Genomic DNA, 19,901 nt, shown 5'->3' with positions numbered 1-19,901 from the left:
GTCACCCCGAAGCGGGGTTCTTTACGCCCGTACCTCGAACACCATGTTGAACGGCGTTTCCGTCGCACGGCGGAAATGCGTGAAGCCGGCGTCGAGCGCGACCTTTCGAAGCTTCATTTCTCCCGCCTGCGCGCCGAGCCCGAGCCCCACTTCCTGGGAGAGCGATGCCGGCGTGCAGATCATCGTCGACGCACCGTAATAGACGCGGCCGACCGGGTTGAGATTGTCCTTGAGGTGATCATGGGCAAAGGGCTCGACGATCAGCCAGGTGCCGTTCGGGGCAAGCGTCTCCTTGACGTGCCGTCCGGCGCCGACCGGATCGCCCATGTCGTGAAGGCAGTCGAACATGGCTACCATATCGTAGCTGCGCCCCGGAAATTCGGACGCCCGTCCCTGCTCGAAGGTCACGCGGTCCGCCACACCAGCCTCTTGCGCGGCTGCCTTGGCTCTTTCGATCGATGGGCCGTGATAGTCGAAGCCGGTAAAGTGGGAGGCGGGATAGGCCTGCGCCATCAGGATGGTCGATGCGCCGTGACCGCAGCCGACGTCGGCGACATTGGCGCCCGCCTTGAGCTTCTCGTCCATCCCGGCAAGAGCCGGAATCCATTCGTTGACGAGGTGGCTGTTGTAACCCGGGCGGAAGAACCGCTCGGTTCCCCGGAAGAGACAGGTGCTATGCTCGTGCCAGCCGAGACCCGTGCCGGTGCGGAAGGCTTCGGCAATCTTCGGCTCGTCCATCCACATGGATTGGACGACCTCGAAAGCGCCGACGAAGAAGGCGGGGCTGTTTTCCTCGGCGAATACCATCGCCTGTTCCGGCGTCAGGCTGAAACGATCGGTTTTCTCGTTGTAGGTGACATAGTCCGCCGCCGCCTGGGCGCTGAGCCATTCCCTGAGATAACGCTCCTTCACCCCGGTTTTCGCGGCAAGTTGCTCGACGCTCAAGGGTGTCCCGTCGGCCATCGCCTTGAACAGTCCCACCTTGTCGCCAAGCACGACCAAGGCACCTGACATGGCGGCGCCGACGTCACCAACAAGACGACCGACAAGCGCATCGAGTTTCTGCATATCTGGCTCACGCATTGTTACCTCCCGGCGCGTGATAAAGGGGCCTTAAATTAGGCTTTAATGATATTCAGTCAATCAACCTCCCTATCGCCCAATGAGGGTAGACTATCAAAGGTCGAAAGAATCGAATGGCGGACAACAGGCCATATTTCCGGGACGGCAAGACATGCGCTTGCTTTCTGCACCCGAGATTACATCTTTATATCGCGAACCCGAAACAAGGGTCACGCTATCAGTTCAGGTGTTATTTTGTGTCTATCTCCAGCTCAGTGCCGGGCCGCACGTGCCCTTATCGGGTGGTCTCGCGATGACCTGTCTTCGGCCTCCAAAATTGCCGAGGCGACGATTGCCGATTTTGAGGCCGGGAGTTTTTTCCCGGCTGAACGAGCCCTGCAGAATATAAAGCAGAGCTTGGAGGATGCGGGCGTGCTGTTCATTCCGGAGAACGGCGGCGGTGCCGGCGTTCGCTTGGCAAAATCGGAATCGGCTTCTATAGACACTGATGAAACCGAGACGGTTCAATACGAAGAATATTTGAAAAACGACGCCCCTCCCGGCGCTGGCGGCTGAATAATGGCAAAGAAGCAGAAGTTTGAGCATTCCGAACTGGCGGGCGAATTCACCGAGGACGGGATTACCGTGCTCGTCGATATTTTTCGAGCCTCCGGCAGCAATGAGGATTGGACGATGGAAGTCGTCACGCAGTCGGAGGATCTGATCCAATGGGAAGAGCCCTTCGCGACTGACCGGGATGCCTTTGATGAATTCCTGGCTGTCGTGGCAAGGGACGGCATTCGATCCTTTTTGGAAGACGAAGAACCTTCCGTGCATTGAGGGATATTTGTGAAAAGCATCAATGATCTCGTCGCCTCGGCGAAAACCGTCTGCGACCGATACCGGGCCGGGCGGATGGAGCGCGAAACCGTGCGGGAATGGGTCCTCGGACTGGGCGCCTATCCATCGCCTCACGGAGACCGCGTGCGCGAAGCGGCCGAATGGTTCCGCCTGCACAATCGCGAGCCTGTTTCGGAAGACATCGTGCTCGCGGACATCGATCGGCTCAGGGCGATTTCAGCGCCGTAATCCCGGGGCGCGAATCCCGGGGCGCGCGCGTGACGATAGGCCAGATGCAGGGGCTCGCCTATCCGGTCGTCGTCAGTCTTGCCTGACCGTTCGATCCGGGCTGACGCAATTACGCCGGTCCTCGACGGCGTAGGACCAATGACGGTCATGAGCCTTATGCATAATAGCCGTTGCAGCTTCCATGCGGAGAGGTCTTAAGGGTTCCGCAGCTTCGGCAAATGTGACACCCTTACGAGGCTGGCATGGCGCCTGCAGCTGACGCGTGAAACGTAGGTCGAGCGCGGCTACTGCATAATTCCTCAAATCGGAATCGCTTTGAGGAATTATGCAGAAATTCAAGGTGTTACAGCGTCCTTTGCGCGTCTTGTCAGACGCGCGGCGCTGTAAGGTAAGTTTAATTCGTGCGGAAGCAGAAGGAACAGCACGTGGCAGCATTTCCCGAAAAGGCAAAGGTCGTCATCATCGGGCTCGGCGGTATCGTCGGCGCCTCCATCGCGCATCATCTCGTCGAGCGCGGATGGGACGATATCGTCGGCATCGATAAGTCGGGCATACCGACCGATATCGGCTCGACAGCCCATGCCTCGGACTTCTGTTACACCACGAGCCACGACTATCTCTCCGTCTGGACCACGCAATATTCGATCGATTTCTACGAGAAGATGGGCCACTACGCCCGCATCGGCGGCCTCGAAGTGGCGCGTACCGGCGACCATGCCTGGATGGAGGAAATCAAGCGCAAGCTTTCCTCGGCACGCGCTTTCGGCACGCGCGCCCATTATGTCAGCCCTTCCGAGATCAAGGAGAAGTTCCCGCTGATCGAGGCAGATCAGGTGATGGGCGGCCTTTTCGATCCGGATGCCGGCCTCGTCATTCCGCGCTCGCAGACCGTTGCCGGCAAGCTGGTCGACGCCGCCGAAAAGGCAGGCAAGCTGCAGGTGTTCGGCAACACGCCGGCGAAGTCGCTGATCGTCGAAGGCGGCCGCATCAAGGGCGTCGTCACCCATCGCGGCACTATCATGGCCGACCACGTCATCGTCTGTGCCGGCCTCTGGGGGCGCCTGATCGCGGAGATGGTCGGTGAAGACCTGCCAGTCATGCCGGTCGACCACCCGCTCACCTTCTTCGGCCCGTATAACGAGTTTGAAGGCACCGGCAAGGAAATCGGCTTCCCGCTGCTACGCGACCAGGGCAACTCCGCCTATATGCGCGATACCGGCGACCCGGCGACGACGGAGGGCGGTCAGATCGAGTGGGGCTATTACGAAGCCACCAATCCGCGCATGTGCCACCCGCGCGATATTCTCGAAAAACACGAAGCACGCCTTTCGCCCTCGCAGCGTGACCTCGAGATGGAACAGATCATCGAGCCGCTCGAGCGCGCCATGGAACTGACGCCGATCCTCGGCGAGCTCGGCTATAACGAGGGTCATTCCTTCAACGGCCTGCTGCAGGTTTCCGCCGGCGGCGGCGCATCCTGCGGCGAGAGCCAGAAGGTGCGCGGTCTCTGGTACTGCGTTGCCATCTGGGTCAAGGACGGCCCGGGCTACGGCAAGCTGATCGCCGACTGGATGACCGATGGCCGCACGGAAATCGATCACAACAGCATCGACTACGCCCGCTTCTATCCGCATCAGTTGACGGAAGAGTTCATCGAGGGCCGCTGCTTCGAAGCCGCCCAGAAGATCTATTTCCCGGCTGTTCACACCCGCGAACCCTATGCATCCGGCCGCAACGCCAAGCGCTCGCCCTTCTACGAGCGCGAAAAGGAGCTTGGCGGCTACTTCATGGAACTTGGCGGCTGGGAGCGTGCACACGGCTACGCCGCCAACGAGCACCTTCTGGAGAAATATGCCGACCGCGTCCCGGTTCGCGAAAACGAATGGGACAGCCGCCATTTCTGGCGCGTGTCGAATGCCGAGCATCTGGCGATGAGCGAGGATTGCGGCATCGTCAATCTCAGCCACTTCCACATGGTCGATATCGAGGGTCCTGACCATGTCGAGCTGATGGAATGGCTGTGCGCCGCCAAGGTCGGCGGCGATGCAAACATCGGCAAGGGCGTCTACACCCACTTCCTCGACGACGAAGGCATGGTGCGTGCCGACTTCACCGTCTTCCGCATGGCCGACCGTTGCCGTCTCGTCAACGGCGCCGATGCCGGCCCGCGCGACCTGCACTATATGAGGCGCGTCGCCCAGGACCGCGGTCTTGACGTGACCATCACCGACGTCTCGGAAAAATTCGTGACGATCGGCATCTGGGGTCCGAACGCACGCGACACGCTGAAAAAGGCCGTGGCCGATCCGGCCGGGCTCGATCAGGAAAACTTCGCTTTTGCGGCGATCAAACCGATCGAAATCGCCGGCAAGCCCGTCACCGCCTTCCGCATCTCGTATGTCGGCGAGCAGGGCTGGGAATTGCACATGAAGTACGAAGACGGCCTCGCCGTCTGGGATGCGCTGCGCGCGACCGGTGTGATGGCCTTCGGCGTAGAGACCTATGCAAACTCGCGCCGCATGGAAAAGAGCCTGCGCCTGCAGAACGCCGACCTCCTGACACAGTACAACCTGATCGAAAGCGATCTCGCCCGTCCGAAGGTCAAGGAAGCCGATTTCCGCGGCAAGGCAAAGCATCTGGAATACAAGGCGCGTGAGCACCAGCCGGCCATGCTCTGCACGCTTGTGATGACCGAGAATACCGACAAATCGGGCGTGAAGCGTTATCCCCTCGGCAACCTGCCGGTTGTCGATCCCGCCACGGGAGAGGTTCTGATCGACGAGCTTGGCCGTCGGTCCTACACGACCTCGATCGCCTACGGCCCAACGGTCGGCAAGAACATCGCCTTGGCCTATTTGCCATGGTCGCATTGCCAGGTCGGACGCAAGCTCAATGTCGAGTACTTTGCCGAGACTTATCCGGTGGAGGTTGTCAGCGTCGGGTACAAGCCGATCTATGACCCGGAAAATCTGAAGCCGCGCAGCTAAGCGCTCAAGCCATCTAGTACTTGTGGCGCCGCAAGCATGCGGCGCCACAAACATGAGGCTGAGCCGCTCGGCCGAAAACGGCGAGAAATCTCGGAACAGACCCGGCCGGTCTTTGTGCGGCGATCTGGCGGCCTGCCGTTTCCAGCGTCAGCGCCGCGATCTCGGCCCAATCAGGCAGCCCTTCGGCGCCGTAATCCTCTCCGCCGCCTTTACGGCACCAATCCCACCGAATTCGAAATGACCGGCATGCATGCCGCTATCGGAAGCGCCCTCGATCAACCGAAACTGCGGTGCGCAATCTATTGCCTCGTGGCGGTTTGACATCGGTCGAGCGAACGGCAATGTTGCTTTCAGGCTCTTCGCCCTCCCCGGGGGCAGACGTCGCGACGATATGGAATTTTCTCAAGGAATATTCGATGACAGCGACAAGAATTCTCCGACCGGTCATTGCCATCGCGGTTCTTGCGGCTCTCGGTATCCTGCTGTGGCTGGCGACCCGCCCACCACCGCTGATCGTCCAGGGGGAAGTCTCCGCCAACCGCGTCGACATCAGCCCTCGGGTCTCCGGCCGCATCGCCAAGCTCAATGTGGATGTCGGCGATAGTGTCGAGGCGAGCACGGTGATCGCCGAGCTCGAAAGCCCGGAGCTGACCGCCGCGCTGCATATGGCGCAGGCCGCCCTTGCCGTTTCCGAGGCCGATCTTATCCGCGTCAACAGTACGCGTCCTGAGACGATCGATGCGGCCAATGCCGAGCTTGCCGCCGCGGCTGCCGATGTCACCCTTTATCAGGAAGAGTCTGCGCGCCAGGCAAGGCTGATCACCACAGGCGCCTCGACGCAGGCGCAGGTCGACCAAACGGCGCGCAATCTCGAAGCGGCGATCCGCAAACGCGAATCCGCCGAGGCCAATGTGCGGTTGGTCGTGGCCGGCTCCAGCAAAGAGGAGAAGGCGCTTGCCGCAGCGCAGGTGGAGCAGGCGCGAGCCTCGCTCAATCAGCAGCAGGTCAACGTTTCCGAGCTGACCATCCACGCGCCGATCTCCGGCCAGGTGACGACGAGGGTGGCAGAGCTCGGCGAGAATTTCAGCGCCGGCGCACCGCTCTTTTCGATCATCGACATCCAGAACCCGTGGTTCACCTTCAACCTGCGCGAAGACCTGTTGAAGGGGCTGAAGATCGGCGACGGGTTCGATGTCGTCGTACCTGCGATCGGCCCGGACCGGATCGCAGTCAAGGTCACCATGATCAATGCGCAGGGGCAGTATGCCACCTGGCGGGCGACACGGGCGACCGGCGATTTCGATCTCCGGACATTCGAGGTGCGCGCCGTCCCCGTAAACCCCATGAACGGCCTGCGCCCCGGCATGAGCGCCATCGCCGCCTGGTCGGAGCGTTGAAATGACGCCGCGCTGGCGCGTGCGCCCGGGTTTCCTCCTCGTCTTCGCACGGGAGTTTCACTGGTTTCGCCGCCGGCCGTTTCTGCTGTTCCTGACGACCGTCCTGCCGCTGTTGTTGATGGGCCTTCTGGCCGCCGTTTTCAACGCGGGTCTGGCGACCCGCCTGCCGATCGCCGTGCTCGATCAGGACGGCACCAATCTGTCGCGCCAGATCATACGCATGGTCGATGCCACCCAAGACACATCGGTCGCGCTCGCGGTCAGCGACCTCGCCGAAGGGCGGCAGCTTATCCTCTCCGGCGAGGTTCACGGGCTGCTCCTGCTGCCGCGCAATCTCGAGCGCGACGTGCTGTCCGGCCGGCGACCGGAGGTGGTGTTCTTCTACAATACCCAGACGATGACGACGGGCAATCTGGTGCTGCGCGGCATAAACTCCGCAATCCCGAGTGTGGCCGCCGGCATCAGATTGTCGTTGCGCACTGCCCAGGGAGAACCCGTCGATGTCGCGCAGGCCGCTCTCGCCCCCGTTCCGGTCCAGGTACATCCGCTCTTCAACCCCACCCTCAACTATGCCCACTTCCTCCTTGCCGCCCTGATGCCCAGCGTGCTGCAGGTGGTGATCATCACCACGATGGCCTATTCGCTCGGGCTCGAGGTCGAGAGCCGCCACCGGCTGCGTATCCTCCGGCGGCTCGGCGGCGGGTTATGGCCGGCGCTCGCAGGCAAGATCCTGCCTTACACGCTGATCTTTCTCGCCGTGCTCGGCATCGCGGATCTGGTTCTCTTCGATTTTCTCGACATGCCGCTGCACGGCGATCGCTGGCTGCTGCTGCTGGCCGGCACGCTGTTCATCCTGGCAAGCCAGTTCATCGGGGTGCTGCTGGCGCTGTTCCTGCGGCCGATGGCGAGCGCCATCAGCATCGGCACGCTGCTCGCCGCGCCCGCCTTCGGCTTCATGGGCATCGGTTTCCCCAGGATCGGCATGAATGACTTCGCCTATTATTACGGCCAGATGATCCCAGGCACATGGTACCTGATGGCAAGGATCGACCAGACGATCCGCGGCACGCCGCTCGATCTGTCGTGGAAGCCGATCCTGGTGCTGCTCTTCCTCGTCGTCCTGCTCGCATCCGTCACCGCGCTACGACTGGAAGCGATGCGATCGAGGAACCAGCGCCAGGCATCGGCATTGCGGGAGGCGCCTCGATGAACGGCCTTCTTGCCGCCTGCCGCATCGAACTCATGCGCATCCTGTCACTGCGGCCGGTATTCTCGGTGCTCATTCTGGCGGCCGGCATCTATGCGGCCCTCTATCCCCAGCCCTATAGAAACGAGGCCCTGCGCGACGTGCCGATTGCTCTCGTCGACCTCGACGGTACCGACAGCAGCCGCCAGTTCGCCCGCCGCGTCGATGCCTCGGCCGATGTGGCCATTGGCGCCGAACTGCCCGACGAGCCCAGCGCCGAGCGGGAGGTCTTCGCCCGCCAACTCTACGGCATTCTCGTCATCCCGAAATATTTCGAGCGCGATCTCTTGCATGGGCGGCAATCGCCCGTAGCGCTCTATGCCGATGCCAGCTATTTCCTGATCTATTCGCGCATTTCCGGCGGCGTTTCGGCCGTCGCCAAGACCTTCGGCGTCGAGATCGAGACCGCCCGGCTGATCGCCGCTCATGTCGATCCCGCCATCGCCATCGCCGCCTCCGATCCGATGCCGCTGACGACGGTGCCGCTCTTCAACCCTCAGGGGGGCTACGCCACTTATCTCCTGCCTGCCGCCTTCGTGCTTCTTCTGCAGCAGATGCTTCTGATTGGCGTCGGCCTGCTCGGAACGCTGCGAAACGACAGTCTCTCGGGTTTTTCGGCAGGCGCTCTCGCAACCGTACTCGGCAAGTTGCTCGCCTACCTCATCATGGAAGCGGTGGTGCTGCCCTTCTATCTGATCGTGCTGCCTTATCTTTACGACATTCCGAGACTGGGGAACCCCCTCATCCTTTTCGCCGTCTCGCTGCCATTCGTGCTCTCGGTCAGCGCGCTCGGCATGGTCGTCGCGGCATTGTTCCGCAACCCCCTCACCGTCCAGCTGATATTCGCGGCCATCGGCATCCCCTTCCTGTTTCTCGCGGGCTTTTCCTGGCCGACCGAGGCAATGCCGAAAGCGCTGCATTATCTGGCTCTCCTGGTTCCCAGCAGCTCCGCCATCAACGGCATCGTATCCGTATCGCAGCTCGGGGCGCCGCTGAGCGACGTCCGCACTTCGTTTCTGACGCTCTGGGCACTGGCTCTATTCTACGGTTGCCTCGCGGTCGGATTGGAAGCCAGGATACGGCGAAATGATCGCTAGAAATGAGAATTTCGATGCTTGACGAACTCACATGGTCCGGGGTGCTTGCCGATCCTGTTGTCCAGGCCGGAACATTGGCCGTGGTCGGGGCAATCGTTACGCGCATAGCGCTTCGCCCCTTCCCGAGCTGGCGGCTCGCCGGCCAGGTGTTCTTCTTCGCAGCGCTGACCGTTCTGCTCCTCTATCACGACATCGTGCCCTACGAAGTCGGCCCAGCGCCGGCTTCGACCTTCGAACGCGTCTTCATCGCCCTTGCCAAGGTAGTCTGGTGGATCAACGCCGCCTGGGCACTGATCGGCTTCGTCCGCGTCTTCCTGATCTTCGAACGCCAGCCGCGGGAAGGCCGCCTCGTCCAGGATCTGGTCATCGGCCTGATCTATCTCGGCGCGATCCTTTCGGTGGTCGCCTATGTCTTCAGCTTTCCCGTCGGCACGCTGATCGCCACCTCCGGCGTCTTCGCCATTATCCTCGGCCTGGCGCTGCAGAGTACGCTGAACGACGTCTTTTCCGGCATCGCCCTCAATCTTGGCCGGCCCTATACGATCGGCGACTGGATCGTCCTCAACGACGGTGTCGAAGGACGCGTCGTCGAAACCAACTGGCGCTCCACGCATCTCCTGAACGGCACGAACGACCTCGTCATCCTGCCCAATAGCTTCCTTGCCAAGGTGGGACTGACCAATCTCAGCAGCCCCGACCGCAGCCACGGCGTGACGCTGACGGTCCGCGTCGTGCCGACGACCGGGCCGTCGGCGGTCGTCGACGTCATGCGCACCGTGCTGCTAAGCAGCGGCTCGATCCTGACCGAACCGAAGCCCGGGGTGCAGGTCAAATCGTTGAATGCCGACGCGGTGGAAGTTGAACTCTCCTTCCGTGTGAGGGATATCGGCCAGGCGGGGCCGGCGAAGAACGAGATTTTCGATCTCGTTTACCGCCATATCAAGGCCGCGGGCCTCACTCTGGCGCGGCCGATCGATGCCGGCGGCCCGCCCGACAAGGTGCAGTCGGAAGAAATGGCGAAGCCGCACCGTCCGACGACCCTCAAGCTTCTCGACGCCATCCCGCTGTTTTCCTCGCTGACCGAGGACGAGAAGGAAACACTGGCCGCCTCGATGACGCGGCGGACCTTCAAGAAGGACGCCACTCTCATCGAGCAAGGCGATACGGTGGCATCGCTGATGATCGTGCGCAGCGGCGCCCTTATCGCGACACGGATGGAAGGCCGCAAGGAAATCGAACTCGGACGGCTGGCGCCGGGCGATTATTTCGGCGAGAGCGGGCTGCTGATCGGCGTTGGCGAAGCGGCGAGCCTGCGCGCACTCACCTTTGTCGTCGTCTACGAAATCGCCCAGGCCAGCCTGACGCCGCTGCTGCACGACAGGCCCGCTATCGCCGAGGAACTTGCCGCCACGCTGTCGCGCCGCATCGAGGCCGGCCAGCATTCCTTCGCAGCCGAAGGCGACACGCTGAACGGCGGCTCGATGACTTCGCTGGTGATGCGAATCCGCCATCTCTTCCAGGTGCCGCAATAACCGCCTCTTGGGCCTCGGTCCAGGAGAAGGCCGCCACGGCTTTCGAGATATAGGACCGAGCTGCTATCTCGGCTCCTCCATGCCAGGCTCGGGGGCCGCGTCGGCGGAGCGGCTTGGAATGAACCGTTTGGAAATCAGCCAGCAGCCGAGTGCCCAGAGTGCGCCGGCGCACCATCCGGCCAAGACGTCCGTGGGGTAGTGGACGCCGAGGTAGATCCGGCTCAAACCGACGATGACCGCAAGGAAGACGCCGGCACCCATGACGAAGATCCGCGTCGAGCGGTAACGCTGCGTGCGCGCCACCAGCGCCCCGAGCGTCAGGTAGGTCACCGCCGAGACCATGGCGTGTCCAGAGGGGAAGCTCAGATCGCTCACCTCGACGAGATGCGGCACGATATCGGGACGCGGCCGTGCGACGAGGATCTTTAAGAGCGTGCTCGCCAGCCAGCCGGTCAGCACTGACGAAAACACGAAGATCGCGATCGGCCAGCGTCGATCGAGCAGAAGATAGACGGTGATGAGTACCGTCATAAGCGTGAGGACGGTAACGCCGCCGAGGCTGGTGATATCGCTGATGGCATGCGTCAGCCAAGCGGGACCGACCGGTACGGCAAGATCGCCCTGCTGTCGCAGCGCCAGCAGAATTGTCTCATCGAAACGAAAGGTTTCGCCCTCGAGAACCTCGCTCGTCAGCCGCTGCAGCACGAACAGCCCGCCGGCGATCGATGCCAGCATAATCAATGTCAGCGGCTCATATGCGGTGAGCCTCGCCAGGATTCCGCGTCGTTGAAGCTCAGTCATGCCTGTCGTCGAACTCCCTTTAGCTCATGTCCATCCTCGCCAGATTGGCAAGCCGAGCGCGGGTTTCAAGACCTTGCGGCATTAGGGACAACTCGGAGGCAACCGTCGGCCGATTTCGGCACGCCCGGTAGCAAAAGCTCAACCTTCTTTTGCTATGGCTGGAGCCGGTTGTCCTGGAGATGGTTTCGGCGATGAAAATTCTGACGGCGATGGTTCTGACGGCGGCCATCCTGCAGCCGGTCTCTGCGCTCGGTGAGACCGAATGGATGGGCGGAGCGAGGCAGTGGTCGGTCGGTTACGCGACCGATGGCCCTCATTCCTATTGCCGGCTGGTGTGGGACAGTGAGATCGGCAAGACCACGGAATTCCGCCAGAGCATGAGCGAGACGTTCTGGCTGGTGGCGAAGAATACATGGGACATTCCCGCAGGCACTACGACCGAGGTGACGCTGACCGATCGCAAGATAACGAAAGTGGTCGCCGCCGAATTCTTCGACAAGAACACGCTTCGCCTCTGGCCTCCGGCCAGCAAGGGGAGCGGCGGGCTGAAGAAGATCATCAAGAATTCGTTTGCCGGAACCCCTGACGTGCAGCTGACCTTTGCCGGCGACGAAGGCGACTGGACGCTGCCGCTCTCGCGTGTGGATCAGCTCTACCCGACCTTCGCCCAGTGCCTCAAGCGCCTTGAGGCCGGCGAAAAGCCAAAACTCGATTCCGAATCCAGCAAGCCGTTCTGACGAACTCAGCCGATCGGCGGCGGCGCGGTTTCGCGGATCAGCCCGCGCACGGCCTCGATATCGCCGTTGAGCGGCCGCTCGTCGCCATAGTGGGAAACATGCTCCCGCACGGCTTTATAGAGAAGGTCGGTGCCTGCCGCCCGCGGCGCTGTCGCCGCCAGGAAATCATGCGCCTGGGCAGCGGCCATCAGCTCGATCGCCAGGATATATTCGGCATTGTCGATAACGGCGAGCAGCTTGCCGGCGGCCGCCGTCGGATGCGCGAGGAAATCCTCCTGCAGCCCGGAGGTCAGGCCGCCGTCCATTGCCGCGGGTGCCGCAAGGCGACGGTTCTCGTTGCTGAGGGCGGCTGCGGTATATTGGGCGATCATGAAGCCGGAATGGCTGCCGGCATCACTTGCGAGGAACGGCGGCAGGCCGCTCACCAGCGGGTTGACGAGCCGGTCCATCCGCCGTTCGCTGATCGCGCCGATCTGCGCCAGCGCAATCGCAAGGCTGTCGGCCGCCTGCCCGAGCGCGGGTGCCACCGCATGCGCCTCGGAGGAGACGATCGGCTGCTCCGGCGTGCCTAAGACGGCGGGATTGTCCGTGACGGAAGCCAGTTCCTGGTCGGCGACGCGGGCGGAATTGTCGAAGACATCGCGGGCGGCGCCATGGGCATGCGGCACCGAACGAAGGCTGAGCGCATCCTGGGTGCGCCGGCCGCGCGCGGCGGCAATAAGGCCGCTGCCTCGAAGGCGCTCTCGAAGTGTGGCTCCGACTTTCTCGATGCCGACCGACGGGCGCAGCGCGAGCACCGCCTCGTCGAAGGCGGCAATCTGGCAGCCTGCTGCTTCCAGCGTCAGCGCGGCGATCGCATCGGCCCAGTCGAGCAGCCGTTCAGCGCGGGAAAGCGCCATGGCAGTAAGCCCGGTGGCGCAGGCCGTGCCGTTGACGAGGCTCAAGCCTTCTTTGGCGCCGAGGACCAGCGGTTGCAGGCCGATCGCGGCAAGTGCCTCGCGGCCACCAAGACGCCGGCCGGCGAGCGTGGCGCTGCCTTCGCCGATCAACACAAGCGCAGTATGGGCGTTGTGAGTGAGGTAACCCGCCGAGCCTTTCGACGGCATGTCGGGAATGCAATCATGCTTCAGCAAAGCCGTGAGATGCTGGACGACCTCGCGCCGCACGCCGGAATGGCCATGGGCGAAATTGGCGATCTCAGCGGCGATGATGGCGCGCACCTCACGGGCAGGCAGCAGCGGCCCGACGCCGCAGGCATGGCTGAGCACGATGCTGCGCGACAACAGGCTTTGCGAGGCACGGTCGACCACCGTGTCGGCCAGCGCCCCGACGCCGGTGTTGACGCCATAGGCCCGCACCCCGGTCTCGACGATGCGCGCGACGATGCGGCTTGCCTGCTCGACCCGTTCCCAGGCTGCCGGCGACAGCGCAAGCGCTTCCCCTGCCCCGACGCGCGCGACGTCGCGCCAGGTCAGCACTTTATCGATGACGATCGTCATTGACCTGTTCCGAAATGGCCGATGAACTGACGGAAAGCGGGCGTCGCGCCGCCGGTAAACATCTCGTCCGGCTTGCCGCTGCTTTCGATCAACCCTTCGCGCATGAAAACGACGCGGTTGGAGACGTTGCGGGCAAAGCTCATTTCATGGGTGACGACGAGCATGGTCATGCCCTCCTCGGCAAGCGCGCGCATGACGCGCAGCACTTCGCCGACAAGCTCCGGATCAAGCGCCGAGGTCGGCTCGTCGAAAAGCATGACCTTCGGCTTCATCGCGAGCGCCCGGGCAATCGCGGCGCGCTGCTGCTGGCCGCCGGAGAGATGGGCCGGATAGGCGTGGCGCTTGTCAGCGATGCCGACCTTTTCGAGCAGCGCTTCGGCCTCAGCGATGCAGTCTGCGCGCGGCCGCTTCAATACATGGACCGGCCCTTCGATGATGTTCTGCAGGATCGTCATGTGGGACCAGAGATTGAAGGACTGGAACACCATGCCGAGTTCGGAGCGGATATGGTCCACCTGCTTCTGGCTGGCCGGCTTTGTCTTGCCGTTCTTGTGAACCATTTCAATATGCTCGCCGTCGACCCAGATCTCGCCGTCGCTGGCGGTTTCGAGCATGTTGATGCAGCGCAGAAAGGTCGATTTGCCGGAGCCGGAGGCGCCGAGCAGCGAAATCACGTCGCCGTCCTGTGCATCGAGGGAAATGCCGCGCAGCACTTCGTGCGTACCGAAGCTCTTGCGGATATTGCGGACCGATAGTCGGGTTACGCCTGGCATGAGTGCTCCAATCGGGTCAAAAGCCGCTTATGCCTTCAGCGCCTGCGGAATCGCGCGGCGGTGTCGGGAAAGCGAATATTCGAGCAAGGCCATGCCCTGCAGGATGATGAAATTCAGGACGAGGTAGATGATCGCCGCGCAGAGGAAGACTTCCATCGTGCGGTAGGTCTGCGAGATCAGCCGCTGGGCCACGCCAGTGACCTCCCAGACGGTGACGAGGCTTGCGAGCGCCGTCGACTTCATCATCAGCACGATCTCGGTGGAATAGGCCGGCAGCGCGTGGCGGAAGGCGATCGGCGCCAGGATGCGGCGCACCAGCAGGGAGCCGGACATGCCGATCGAGCGCGCCGCCTCGATCTCCTTCGGGGACACGGCGCGGATGCCGCCGCGGAAGATTTCCGCGGTATAACCTGCCGTGCAGAGCGCCAGCGACAGGATGGCGCAGACCATCGGCTCGCGCAGGAACGGCCAGAGGAAGGAGTAGCGAATGAAGCCGAACTGGCCGAGCCCGTAGAAGACCAGGAACATCTGGATCAAGAGCGGTGAGCCGCGGAAGACGAAAATGTAGCCCTTGGCGAAGCGCGAAAGCACCGGATTGCCGCTGACCCGCATCCAGACGATGACGAGCGCCAACAGGCCGCCGAAGAAGATCGATAGTGAAAACAGGATCAGCGTCGTCGGCACGGCCTTGAGCAAGGTTACCATCGTTGAAGCGAGGAAGGTGAAATCCATCGTCGTCTCCCTACGCCTGGCCCATGGCCGATGCCGGCATGCTGCGGTTGGCGCGCCGCTCGGCGCCGTTGAAAATGCGATCCGAAAGGCTGGTCAGGATCAGATAGAGGCAGCCGCCGGCGATGAAGAACAGGAAATATTGCCGCGTTGAGCCTGCCGCCACCTGGCTGGTGCGCATCAGCTCGGCAAGGCCGGTAACGGAGATCAGCGCCGAATCCTTGAGGCTGAGCTGCCAGACATTGCCGAGGCCCGGAATGGCGTAACGAAGCACCTGCGGCATGATGATGCGCCGGAAGCGCAAGCCGCGATGCATGCCGATTGCGGACGCCGCCTCGAGCTCGCCCTTGGAGATGGCAAGGAAAGCGCCGCGGAACACTTCCGCCTGGTAGGCACCGGAGATGATGCCGACGGCAAGCGCGCCGGCGGCAAAGGAGGGCAGGCCGAGGAAGCCTTCGTAACCCATCGCCGTGCCGATCGATGTGACGGCCGAGGAGCCGCCGAAATAGATCAGATAGATGATCAGCAGTTCCGGCACACCGCGAAACACGGTCGTGTAGACATTGCCGAGCGTGACGAGGAGAGCATTGCCGGAGAGTTTCGCGAACGCGACGAGCGCGCCGAGGACAGCACCAATCGCAAGCGCCGTCGCGGTGACGGCGAGCGTCATCAAGGCAGCGAGAAGAAGCAGCGCGCCCCATCCCGTCGAGCCGAAGCCAAGCAGTTCCAAGCTTGCCATATCGTCCGTTCCCCGTCCGCGGCAGTGTTTTGTGGATTTAACAATAACACGCGGTCCCCGGCATCAAAGCCGGAGACCGGCGCTTGCGGCCAAAAGGCCGCAACGCTTACTGCTGAGGGCTGACGTCGACCTTGAACCACTTCATCGAAAGGGTCTTGACGGTGCCGTCGGCAAGCGCGGACTTGATCGCCTCGTTGAACTTGTCGCGCAGGTCCGTATCGGCCTTGCGGATACCGAGGCCTTCGCCCTCGCCCCAGATCGGGCCGACGATCTCAGGACCGGTGAAGTCGAGCGCGCCATTGGCGCTCTGGAAGGCATTGGCGAAATAGACGGCGTCGTCGAAGCCGAGGTCGATGCGGCCGTTCTGCAGATCGAGGTCGCGATCGGCGCCGGTCTTGTATTCGCGGATCTCGGCAATGTCGCCGAAATTGTCATAGACGAACTTGGCATAGACGGTTGCCGCCTGGATGCCGATGGTCTTGCCCTTGAAGAGGGTCTTCAGCGCATCGATCTCCTTCACGCCGGTCTGGCCGGGCGTCATCTTGATCGTTGCGCCGGTGCCGGCGGCTTTCGCCAGCGGGCTGTCCTTGGCCGTGGCGAAAGCGGCAGGTGTCGCAGCATAGGGAATGGTGAAGCCGATGACCTGCTTGCGCTCATCGGTGATCGACAGCGCATCCATGATGACGTCGAACTTGCCGGCGTTGAGCGCCGGGATCATGCCATCCCAGTCGGAAGCGACGAGCGTGCATTCGATCTTGGCGCGTTCGCAGAGCACTTTGGCAAGCTCCGGCTCAAAGCCGCCGAGCGTGCCGTCGGCATTGGTGAGATTCCAGGGCGCATAGGCGCCTTCGAGCGTGATCGTCGCCTTGGTCCAGTCCTTGGCGAAGGCGGGTGCGGCGAAAGCAGAAAAGGCGGCGACGCCGCAAAACAGAATGGCGCTGAATTTCATAGATGAATTCTCCTCTGAGATTGAAACTGACCTTGCGGCACCGGGGCCGATCTTCGCCGGCTTGCCCTTTCCACCCTATTTTTGTCTCAAGGATGGATCAGGAGGTTGTATAGGGTACCATATGAGATATTTTGTGATATGCAAGAGGAAAGTCGCTTTAAATGGCGAATTCCATTCGTGCAAAAGGAATAGGCAATGAAGCGTTCCGGCGAGATGAAGCGCGAACTGGCGGGAAATGACAGCACGCCGCTCTACGCCGGCGTCAAGCAGGTGATCCTCGACCGCATCCACAGCGGCGAATGGCCGCCGAAATACCGCGTACCGTCGGAAAACGAGTTGGTGGTCGAGCTCGGCGTCAGCAAGATGACCGCCAACCGAGCACTGCGCGAACTCGCCAACGAGGGCGAACTCGTCCGCATCCAGGGCGTCGGCTCATTCGTCGCCGAGCGCAAGGGCTATTCGGCGCTCTTCGAGGTGCGCAACATCGCCGAAGAGATCGCCGAGCGCGGCCATGCGCACGAGGCGTCCGTCATCGTTCTGGCGCAGGAGACGGCTTCTCCCGAGATCGCCGATGCGCTGGAACTCCCGATCGGCGCGGCGGTGTTCCACTCGCTGATCGTGCACAGCGAAAACGGGGTTCCGGTGCAGATCGAAGACCGTTTCGTCCATCCGGAGGCCGCTCCCGAATATCTCGATCAGGATTTTGCGACACTGACGCCGAACGCCTATCTGACGGCCGCGGCCCCGCTCAGCGGCTCCGAGCACGTCGTCGAGGCAGCGATGCCGCAGGCCTGGGAATGCAAGCTGCTCACCATCCTGAAAACCGAACCGTGCCTGACCATTCGCCGGCGCACGTGGTCGGCGAAGCAGGTCGTTTCGACCGCCCGCCTCGTCTATCCCGGCTACCGTTACCGGCTGGAGGCGCGCAGCGGCAAGATGTTCGAGGAGTGAAAACACCGGCCATCTTGTATATGGAACCTGACGGCTATTGTGACGCCGGCGTGAAACGCGCCACGAGCGCGTGACGATCTCCCGGATAGGTGAAGCGCACATGGGTCACCGGGCCGGCGCCGCTCCAGGTACGGCGTTCGACGACAAGGCAGGCGGTGTTGCGCGCTATATCGAGAGCCGCCGCGACCTCCGCGCTCGCGGAAATGGCATGGATCCGGTGTTCGGCCGTGCTCCATGGCACCTGGTTGAGCAGCCACGGCCCCGGCGCCACCGTCAGAAAATCGGCATGGGCGGCTTCCGGTACGGTCTCGAGGCTGATCAGCCGCTCTTCCAGACAGAATGGCCGCATGCCGGCATTGTGGATGCAGACGACCTCGACGACCGAGGAAGCGACGGGGAGTTCCAGCCGGCGGCTGTCTTCCGCCTTGGCCTTGCGGCTCGCCTTTTTCGAAACCGCGTAGGAATAAGGCAAATTCAGCGACTGCACCTCGGCCTTGATGTCGTGGATCTCGAGGATGGCTGATTGGGCCTGCGGCTGAGTGACGAAGCTGCCGGATTTTTTGCGCCGCTCGATGAGGCCGGCCTTGGCGAGCTGTGTCAGCACCTTGTTAACGGTCATGCGCGAGCAGTCATATTGCGTGGCGAGATCGACCTCGAAGGGAATGCGGTGCCCCGGCGGCCATTCGCCCGAGACGATACGGCCCTCGATCTCGCTCAGGATGCGCTGATGCAAGGTGAGGTCCCTGCTTTGATTCATCGCCACGTTCCGATTGGTCTTCCGCTATAGGGCATTTCCGCATTCTCTTCAGAATGCCCTATCTCTTTGTTTTTATGCAACTCCGGACACAAACCGCGACACACTGTTTGCTGGAATTGCTCTAGTTCGAATATCCGGACAGGAAAAGCTCTTTTTCAGCCGGCGAGCAATTCACCCATGGCGGCGAGGAACCGCCGGTCGATCGCGTCACGCTTGAGATGGCGTCCGCCCTCCACCTGCTTGCGGCCACGCGCCCAGACGCAATCGACGGAAACGCCGCCGGCAAACAGCCAGTGATCGAGGATCTGGTCGCCTGCGAGATAGGGAACCGCCGCAGCATCGAGCGAAACGAGATCGGCGTGATGGCCCTCAGTGAGACCCACCGGGGCCTTCAGCGAGGCAGCGCCGCCGGCAAGCGCATGCGTGAACAGCGACAGCGCCGTCGAACCGCCGGGCACGGCGACGACATTGCGAGCGCGAAGCGCCAGGCGCTGCGAATATTCGAGCTGGCGCAGCTCTTCGGACACGGAGATCAGCACGTTGGAATCCGAGCCGATCCCGTAACGCCCGCCCTCTTCCAGGAAGAGCGGCGCGGCAAAGGCGCCGTCGCCGAGGTTGGCTTCGGTGATCGGGCAAAGGCCGGCGATTGCGCCGCTCTTTGCCATGCGCCGTGTCTCGTCCTCGGTTATGTGCGTTGCATGAATCAGGCACCAGCGCTCATCGACCGGGGCGTGATCGAGCAGCCATTCGACTGGACGCGCGCCGGACCAGGCGACGCAGTCCTCGACCTCCTTCATCTGCTCGGCGATATGGATATGGATGGGGCCGTCGCCCGCCAGCGGCACGAGCTTGGCCAGTTCCTCGGGAGTGGCGGCACGCAGGCTGTGCGGCGCCAGCCCGAGTTCGGCGCCGTCGAGCCGATTGGTCACCACCCGGCAGCCGTCCATCAATCTTTCGAAGCTTTCGAGCGAATTGATGAAACGCCGCTGGCCGTCGATCGGAGCAGCACCCCCAAAGCCCGAATGGGCATAGAACACCGGCAGCAGTGTCAGGCCGATGCCGGTCTCTTCGCTCGCCGCGCCGATGCGTTCTGCAAGCTCGGCAATATTGGCGTAAGGCGCGCCATCCCTGTCATGATGGAGATAGTGGAATTCGCCGACGCGGGAAAAACCCGCCTCCAGCATTTCCGCATAAAGCTTGGCGGCGACCGCCTCGACATGATCAGGCGTCATCGCCAGGGCAAACTTGTACATAACAGTACGCCAGCTCCAGAAGCTGTCATTGGCGGGGCCGCGCACTTCGGCAAGACCGGCCATCGCCCGCTGGAAGGCATGACTATGCAGATTTCCCATCGCGGGAACGAGGAGAGCATGGCGCTCATCGCCAGCCTCGGGAGAAACGCCGGTCTCGATCCGGGCGATGCGCCCGGCTTCCAGCGTCAGCCGCACGTCCTTCTGCCAGCCTTGCGGCGTCAGCGCCGCGTCTGCGTGAAGTCTGGTCATGGCCTTCCCTTTCCTCATACCGCGCCGCCGATCTTTCTTTTCCAGAAGAGCGCG

20 protein-coding genes are annotated in these 19,901 nt (G+C 62.5%); 11 read left to right on the top strand and 9 right to left on the bottom strand.

Going from position 1 to position 19,901, the window contains the following annotated elements; all coding sequences use genetic code 11:
- Positions 1-21: 21 nt before the first annotated feature.
- Positions 22-1,083, bottom strand: a complete 1,062-nt coding sequence (locus tag EFQ99_RS02495; RefSeq protein ID WP_126919074.1) for a class I SAM-dependent methyltransferase — start codon at positions 1,081-1,083, stop codon at positions 22-24.
- A gap of 234 nt (positions 1,084-1,317) precedes the next feature.
- Here EFQ99_RS02495 and EFQ99_RS02490 point away from each other — a divergent pair, with 234 nt between their 5' ends.
- From EFQ99_RS02490 to EFQ99_RS02450, 9 genes are all read left to right on the top strand, one after another.
- On the top strand, positions 1,318-1,638 hold the full coding sequence (locus tag EFQ99_RS02490) for a helix-turn-helix domain-containing protein (protein WP_126919577.1): 321 nt from the start codon (positions 1,318-1,320) through the stop codon (positions 1,636-1,638).
- A gap of 3 nt (positions 1,639-1,641) precedes the next feature.
- Positions 1,642-1,902, top strand: coding sequence for a hypothetical protein (locus EFQ99_RS02485; RefSeq protein ID WP_126919073.1), 261 nt, complete (start codon positions 1,642-1,644; stop codon positions 1,900-1,902).
- A 9-nt stretch (positions 1,903-1,911) separates the two neighbouring features.
- Entirely contained in the window at positions 1,912-2,151 is a 240-nt protein-coding gene (locus EFQ99_RS02480; RefSeq protein ID WP_126919072.1) for a hypothetical protein, read from the top strand.
- A 78-nt stretch (positions 2,152-2,229) separates the two neighbouring features.
- The gene (locus EFQ99_RS36270) at positions 2,230-2,349 is read left to right on the top strand and encodes a hypothetical protein (RefSeq protein WP_164736327.1); all 120 of its coding nucleotides are present in this window, start codon (positions 2,230-2,232) and stop codon (positions 2,347-2,349) included.
- 227 nt (positions 2,350-2,576) lie between these two features.
- Positions 2,577-5,138 carry a GcvT family protein gene (locus EFQ99_RS02470; protein ID WP_126919071.1) on the top strand — a complete coding sequence of 854 codons (2,562 nt, stop codon included), beginning with the start codon at positions 2,577-2,579 and terminating at the stop codon, positions 5,136-5,138.
- Positions 5,139-5,554: 416 nt separating this feature from the next.
- Positions 5,555-6,535, top strand: a complete 981-nt coding sequence (locus tag EFQ99_RS02465; protein WP_126919070.1) for an HlyD family secretion protein — start codon at positions 5,555-5,557, stop codon at positions 6,533-6,535.
- Position 6,536: 1 nt separating this feature from the next.
- The gene (locus EFQ99_RS02460) at positions 6,537-7,745 is read left to right on the top strand and encodes an ABC transporter permease (RefSeq protein WP_126919069.1); all 1,209 of its coding nucleotides are present in this window, start codon (positions 6,537-6,539) and stop codon (positions 7,743-7,745) included.
- Positions 7,742-8,878: an ABC transporter permease gene (locus tag EFQ99_RS02455; RefSeq protein WP_126919068.1), complete on the top strand. Its 1,137-nt coding sequence runs from the start codon at positions 7,742-7,744 to the stop codon at positions 8,876-8,878. The genes EFQ99_RS02460 and EFQ99_RS02455 overlap by 4 nt, the downstream gene beginning before the upstream one ends.
- 14 nt (positions 8,879-8,892) lie before the next feature.
- Complete coding sequence (locus EFQ99_RS02450; protein ID WP_126919067.1) at positions 8,893-10,410, top strand: mechanosensitive ion channel family protein; 1,518 nt, start codon at positions 8,893-8,895, stop codon at positions 10,408-10,410.
- A gap of 63 nt (positions 10,411-10,473) precedes the next feature.
- Here EFQ99_RS02450 and EFQ99_RS02445 read toward each other — a convergent pair whose 3' ends face one another.
- Complete coding sequence (locus EFQ99_RS02445) at positions 10,474-11,211, bottom strand: phosphatase PAP2 family protein (RefSeq protein ID WP_126919066.1); 738 nt, start codon at positions 11,209-11,211, stop codon at positions 10,474-10,476.
- 191 nt (positions 11,212-11,402) lie between these two features.
- Here EFQ99_RS02445 and EFQ99_RS02440 point away from each other — a divergent pair, with 191 nt between their 5' ends.
- On the top strand, positions 11,403-11,948 hold the full coding sequence (locus tag EFQ99_RS02440; protein WP_126919065.1) for a hypothetical protein: 546 nt from the start codon (positions 11,403-11,405) through the stop codon (positions 11,946-11,948).
- 5 nt (positions 11,949-11,953) lie between these two features.
- Here the strand turns inward: EFQ99_RS02440 and EFQ99_RS02435 are convergent, their stop codons facing one another.
- From EFQ99_RS02435 to EFQ99_RS02415, 5 genes are all read right to left on the bottom strand, one after another.
- Positions 11,954-13,447 carry an HAL/PAL/TAL family ammonia-lyase gene (locus tag EFQ99_RS02435; protein ID WP_126919064.1) on the bottom strand — a complete coding sequence of 498 codons (1,494 nt, stop codon included), beginning with the start codon at positions 13,445-13,447 and terminating at the stop codon, positions 11,954-11,956.
- Positions 13,444-14,220 carry an ABC transporter ATP-binding protein gene (locus tag EFQ99_RS02430; RefSeq protein ID WP_126919063.1) on the bottom strand — a complete coding sequence of 259 codons (777 nt, stop codon included), beginning with the start codon at positions 14,218-14,220 and terminating at the stop codon, positions 13,444-13,446. The genes EFQ99_RS02435 and EFQ99_RS02430 overlap by 4 nt, the downstream gene beginning before the upstream one ends.
- Before the next feature lie 27 nt (positions 14,221-14,247).
- Positions 14,248-14,952 (bottom strand): ABC transporter permease, encoded by a 705-nt coding sequence (locus tag EFQ99_RS02425; RefSeq protein ID WP_126919062.1) that lies wholly within the window; start codon positions 14,950-14,952, stop codon positions 14,248-14,250.
- Between the two features lie 10 nt (positions 14,953-14,962).
- The gene (locus EFQ99_RS02420) at positions 14,963-15,688 is read right to left on the bottom strand and encodes an ABC transporter permease (RefSeq protein ID WP_126919061.1); all 726 of its coding nucleotides are present in this window, start codon (positions 15,686-15,688) and stop codon (positions 14,963-14,965) included.
- Positions 15,689-15,794: 106 nt separating this feature from the next.
- Entirely contained in the window at positions 15,795-16,637 is an 843-nt protein-coding gene (locus EFQ99_RS02415) for a transporter substrate-binding domain-containing protein (protein ID WP_126919060.1), read from the bottom strand.
- 195 nt (positions 16,638-16,832) lie between these two features.
- On the opposite strand from EFQ99_RS02415, the gene hutC (EFQ99_RS02410) reads away from it, so the two are divergent.
- Positions 16,833-17,588 carry a histidine utilization transcriptional repressor HutC gene (gene hutC, locus EFQ99_RS02410; RefSeq protein WP_126919059.1) on the top strand — a complete coding sequence of 252 codons (756 nt, stop codon included), beginning with the start codon at positions 16,833-16,835 and terminating at the stop codon, positions 17,586-17,588.
- 34 nt (positions 17,589-17,622) lie between these two features.
- Here hutC (EFQ99_RS02410) and hutC (EFQ99_RS02405) read toward each other — a convergent pair whose 3' ends face one another.
- Together hutC (EFQ99_RS02405) and EFQ99_RS02400 are read right to left on the bottom strand one after the other, a co-directional pair.
- Positions 17,623-18,345, bottom strand: a complete 723-nt coding sequence (gene hutC, locus EFQ99_RS02405; RefSeq protein WP_126919058.1) for a histidine utilization transcriptional repressor HutC — start codon at positions 18,343-18,345, stop codon at positions 17,623-17,625.
- Positions 18,346-18,500: 155 nt separating this feature from the next.
- Positions 18,501-19,847, bottom strand: coding sequence for a formimidoylglutamate deiminase (locus EFQ99_RS02400; protein ID WP_126919057.1), 1,347 nt, complete (start codon positions 19,845-19,847; stop codon positions 18,501-18,503).
- Positions 19,848-19,901 lie beyond the last annotated feature (54 nt).

Source organism: Rhizobium vallis (assembly GCF_003985155.1).
Taxonomy (GTDB): domain Bacteria; phylum Pseudomonadota; class Alphaproteobacteria; order Rhizobiales; family Rhizobiaceae; genus Rhizobium; species Rhizobium vallis.
Note: the sequence above shows the minus strand (reverse complement) of the source record. Positions and strands in the feature narration are given on the sequence as shown.

Bases quoted from the DNA above. Each gene is read 5' to 3' on its own strand.
- EFQ99_RS02495 (WP_126919074.1), bottom strand. From the start codon at position 1,083: ATGCGTGAGCCAGATATGCAGAAACTCGATGCGCTTGTCGGTCGTCTT.
- EFQ99_RS02485 (WP_126919073.1), top strand. From the start codon at position 1,642: ATGGCAAAGAAGCAGAAGTTTGAGCATTCCGAACTGGCGGGCGAATTC.
- EFQ99_RS02465 (WP_126919070.1), top strand. From the start codon at position 5,555: ATGACAGCGACAAGAATTCTCCGACCGGTCATTGCCATCGCGGTTCTT.
- EFQ99_RS02460 (WP_126919069.1), top strand. From the start codon at position 6,537: ATGACGCCGCGCTGGCGCGTGCGCCCGGGTTTCCTCCTCGTCTTCGCA.
- EFQ99_RS02455 (WP_126919068.1), top strand. From the start codon at position 7,742: ATGAACGGCCTTCTTGCCGCCTGCCGCATCGAACTCATGCGCATCCTG.
- EFQ99_RS02450 (WP_126919067.1), top strand. From the start codon at position 8,893: ATGCTTGACGAACTCACATGGTCCGGGGTGCTTGCCGATCCTGTTGTC.
- EFQ99_RS02445 (WP_126919066.1), bottom strand. From the start codon at position 11,211: ATGACTGAGCTTCAACGACGCGGAATCCTGGCGAGGCTCACCGCATAT.
- EFQ99_RS02440 (WP_126919065.1), top strand. From the start codon at position 11,403: ATGAAAATTCTGACGGCGATGGTTCTGACGGCGGCCATCCTGCAGCCG.
- EFQ99_RS02435 (WP_126919064.1), bottom strand. From the start codon at position 13,447: ATGACGATCGTCATCGATAAAGTGCTGACCTGGCGCGACGTCGCGCGC.
- EFQ99_RS02430 (WP_126919063.1), bottom strand. From the start codon at position 14,220: ATGCCAGGCGTAACCCGACTATCGGTCCGCAATATCCGCAAGAGCTTC.
- EFQ99_RS02425 (WP_126919062.1), bottom strand. From the start codon at position 14,952: ATGGATTTCACCTTCCTCGCTTCAACGATGGTAACCTTGCTCAAGGCC.
- EFQ99_RS02420 (WP_126919061.1), bottom strand. From the start codon at position 15,688: ATGGCAAGCTTGGAACTGCTTGGCTTCGGCTCGACGGGATGGGGCGCG.
- EFQ99_RS02415 (WP_126919060.1), bottom strand. From the start codon at position 16,637: ATGAAATTCAGCGCCATTCTGTTTTGCGGCGTCGCCGCCTTTTCTGCT.
- hutC (WP_126919059.1), top strand. From the start codon at position 16,833: ATGAAGCGTTCCGGCGAGATGAAGCGCGAACTGGCGGGAAATGACAGC.
- hutC (WP_126919058.1), bottom strand. From the start codon at position 18,345: ATGAATCAAAGCAGGGACCTCACCTTGCATCAGCGCATCCTGAGCGAG.
- EFQ99_RS02400 (WP_126919057.1), bottom strand. From the start codon at position 19,847: ATGACCAGACTTCACGCAGACGCGGCGCTGACGCCGCAAGGCTGGCAG.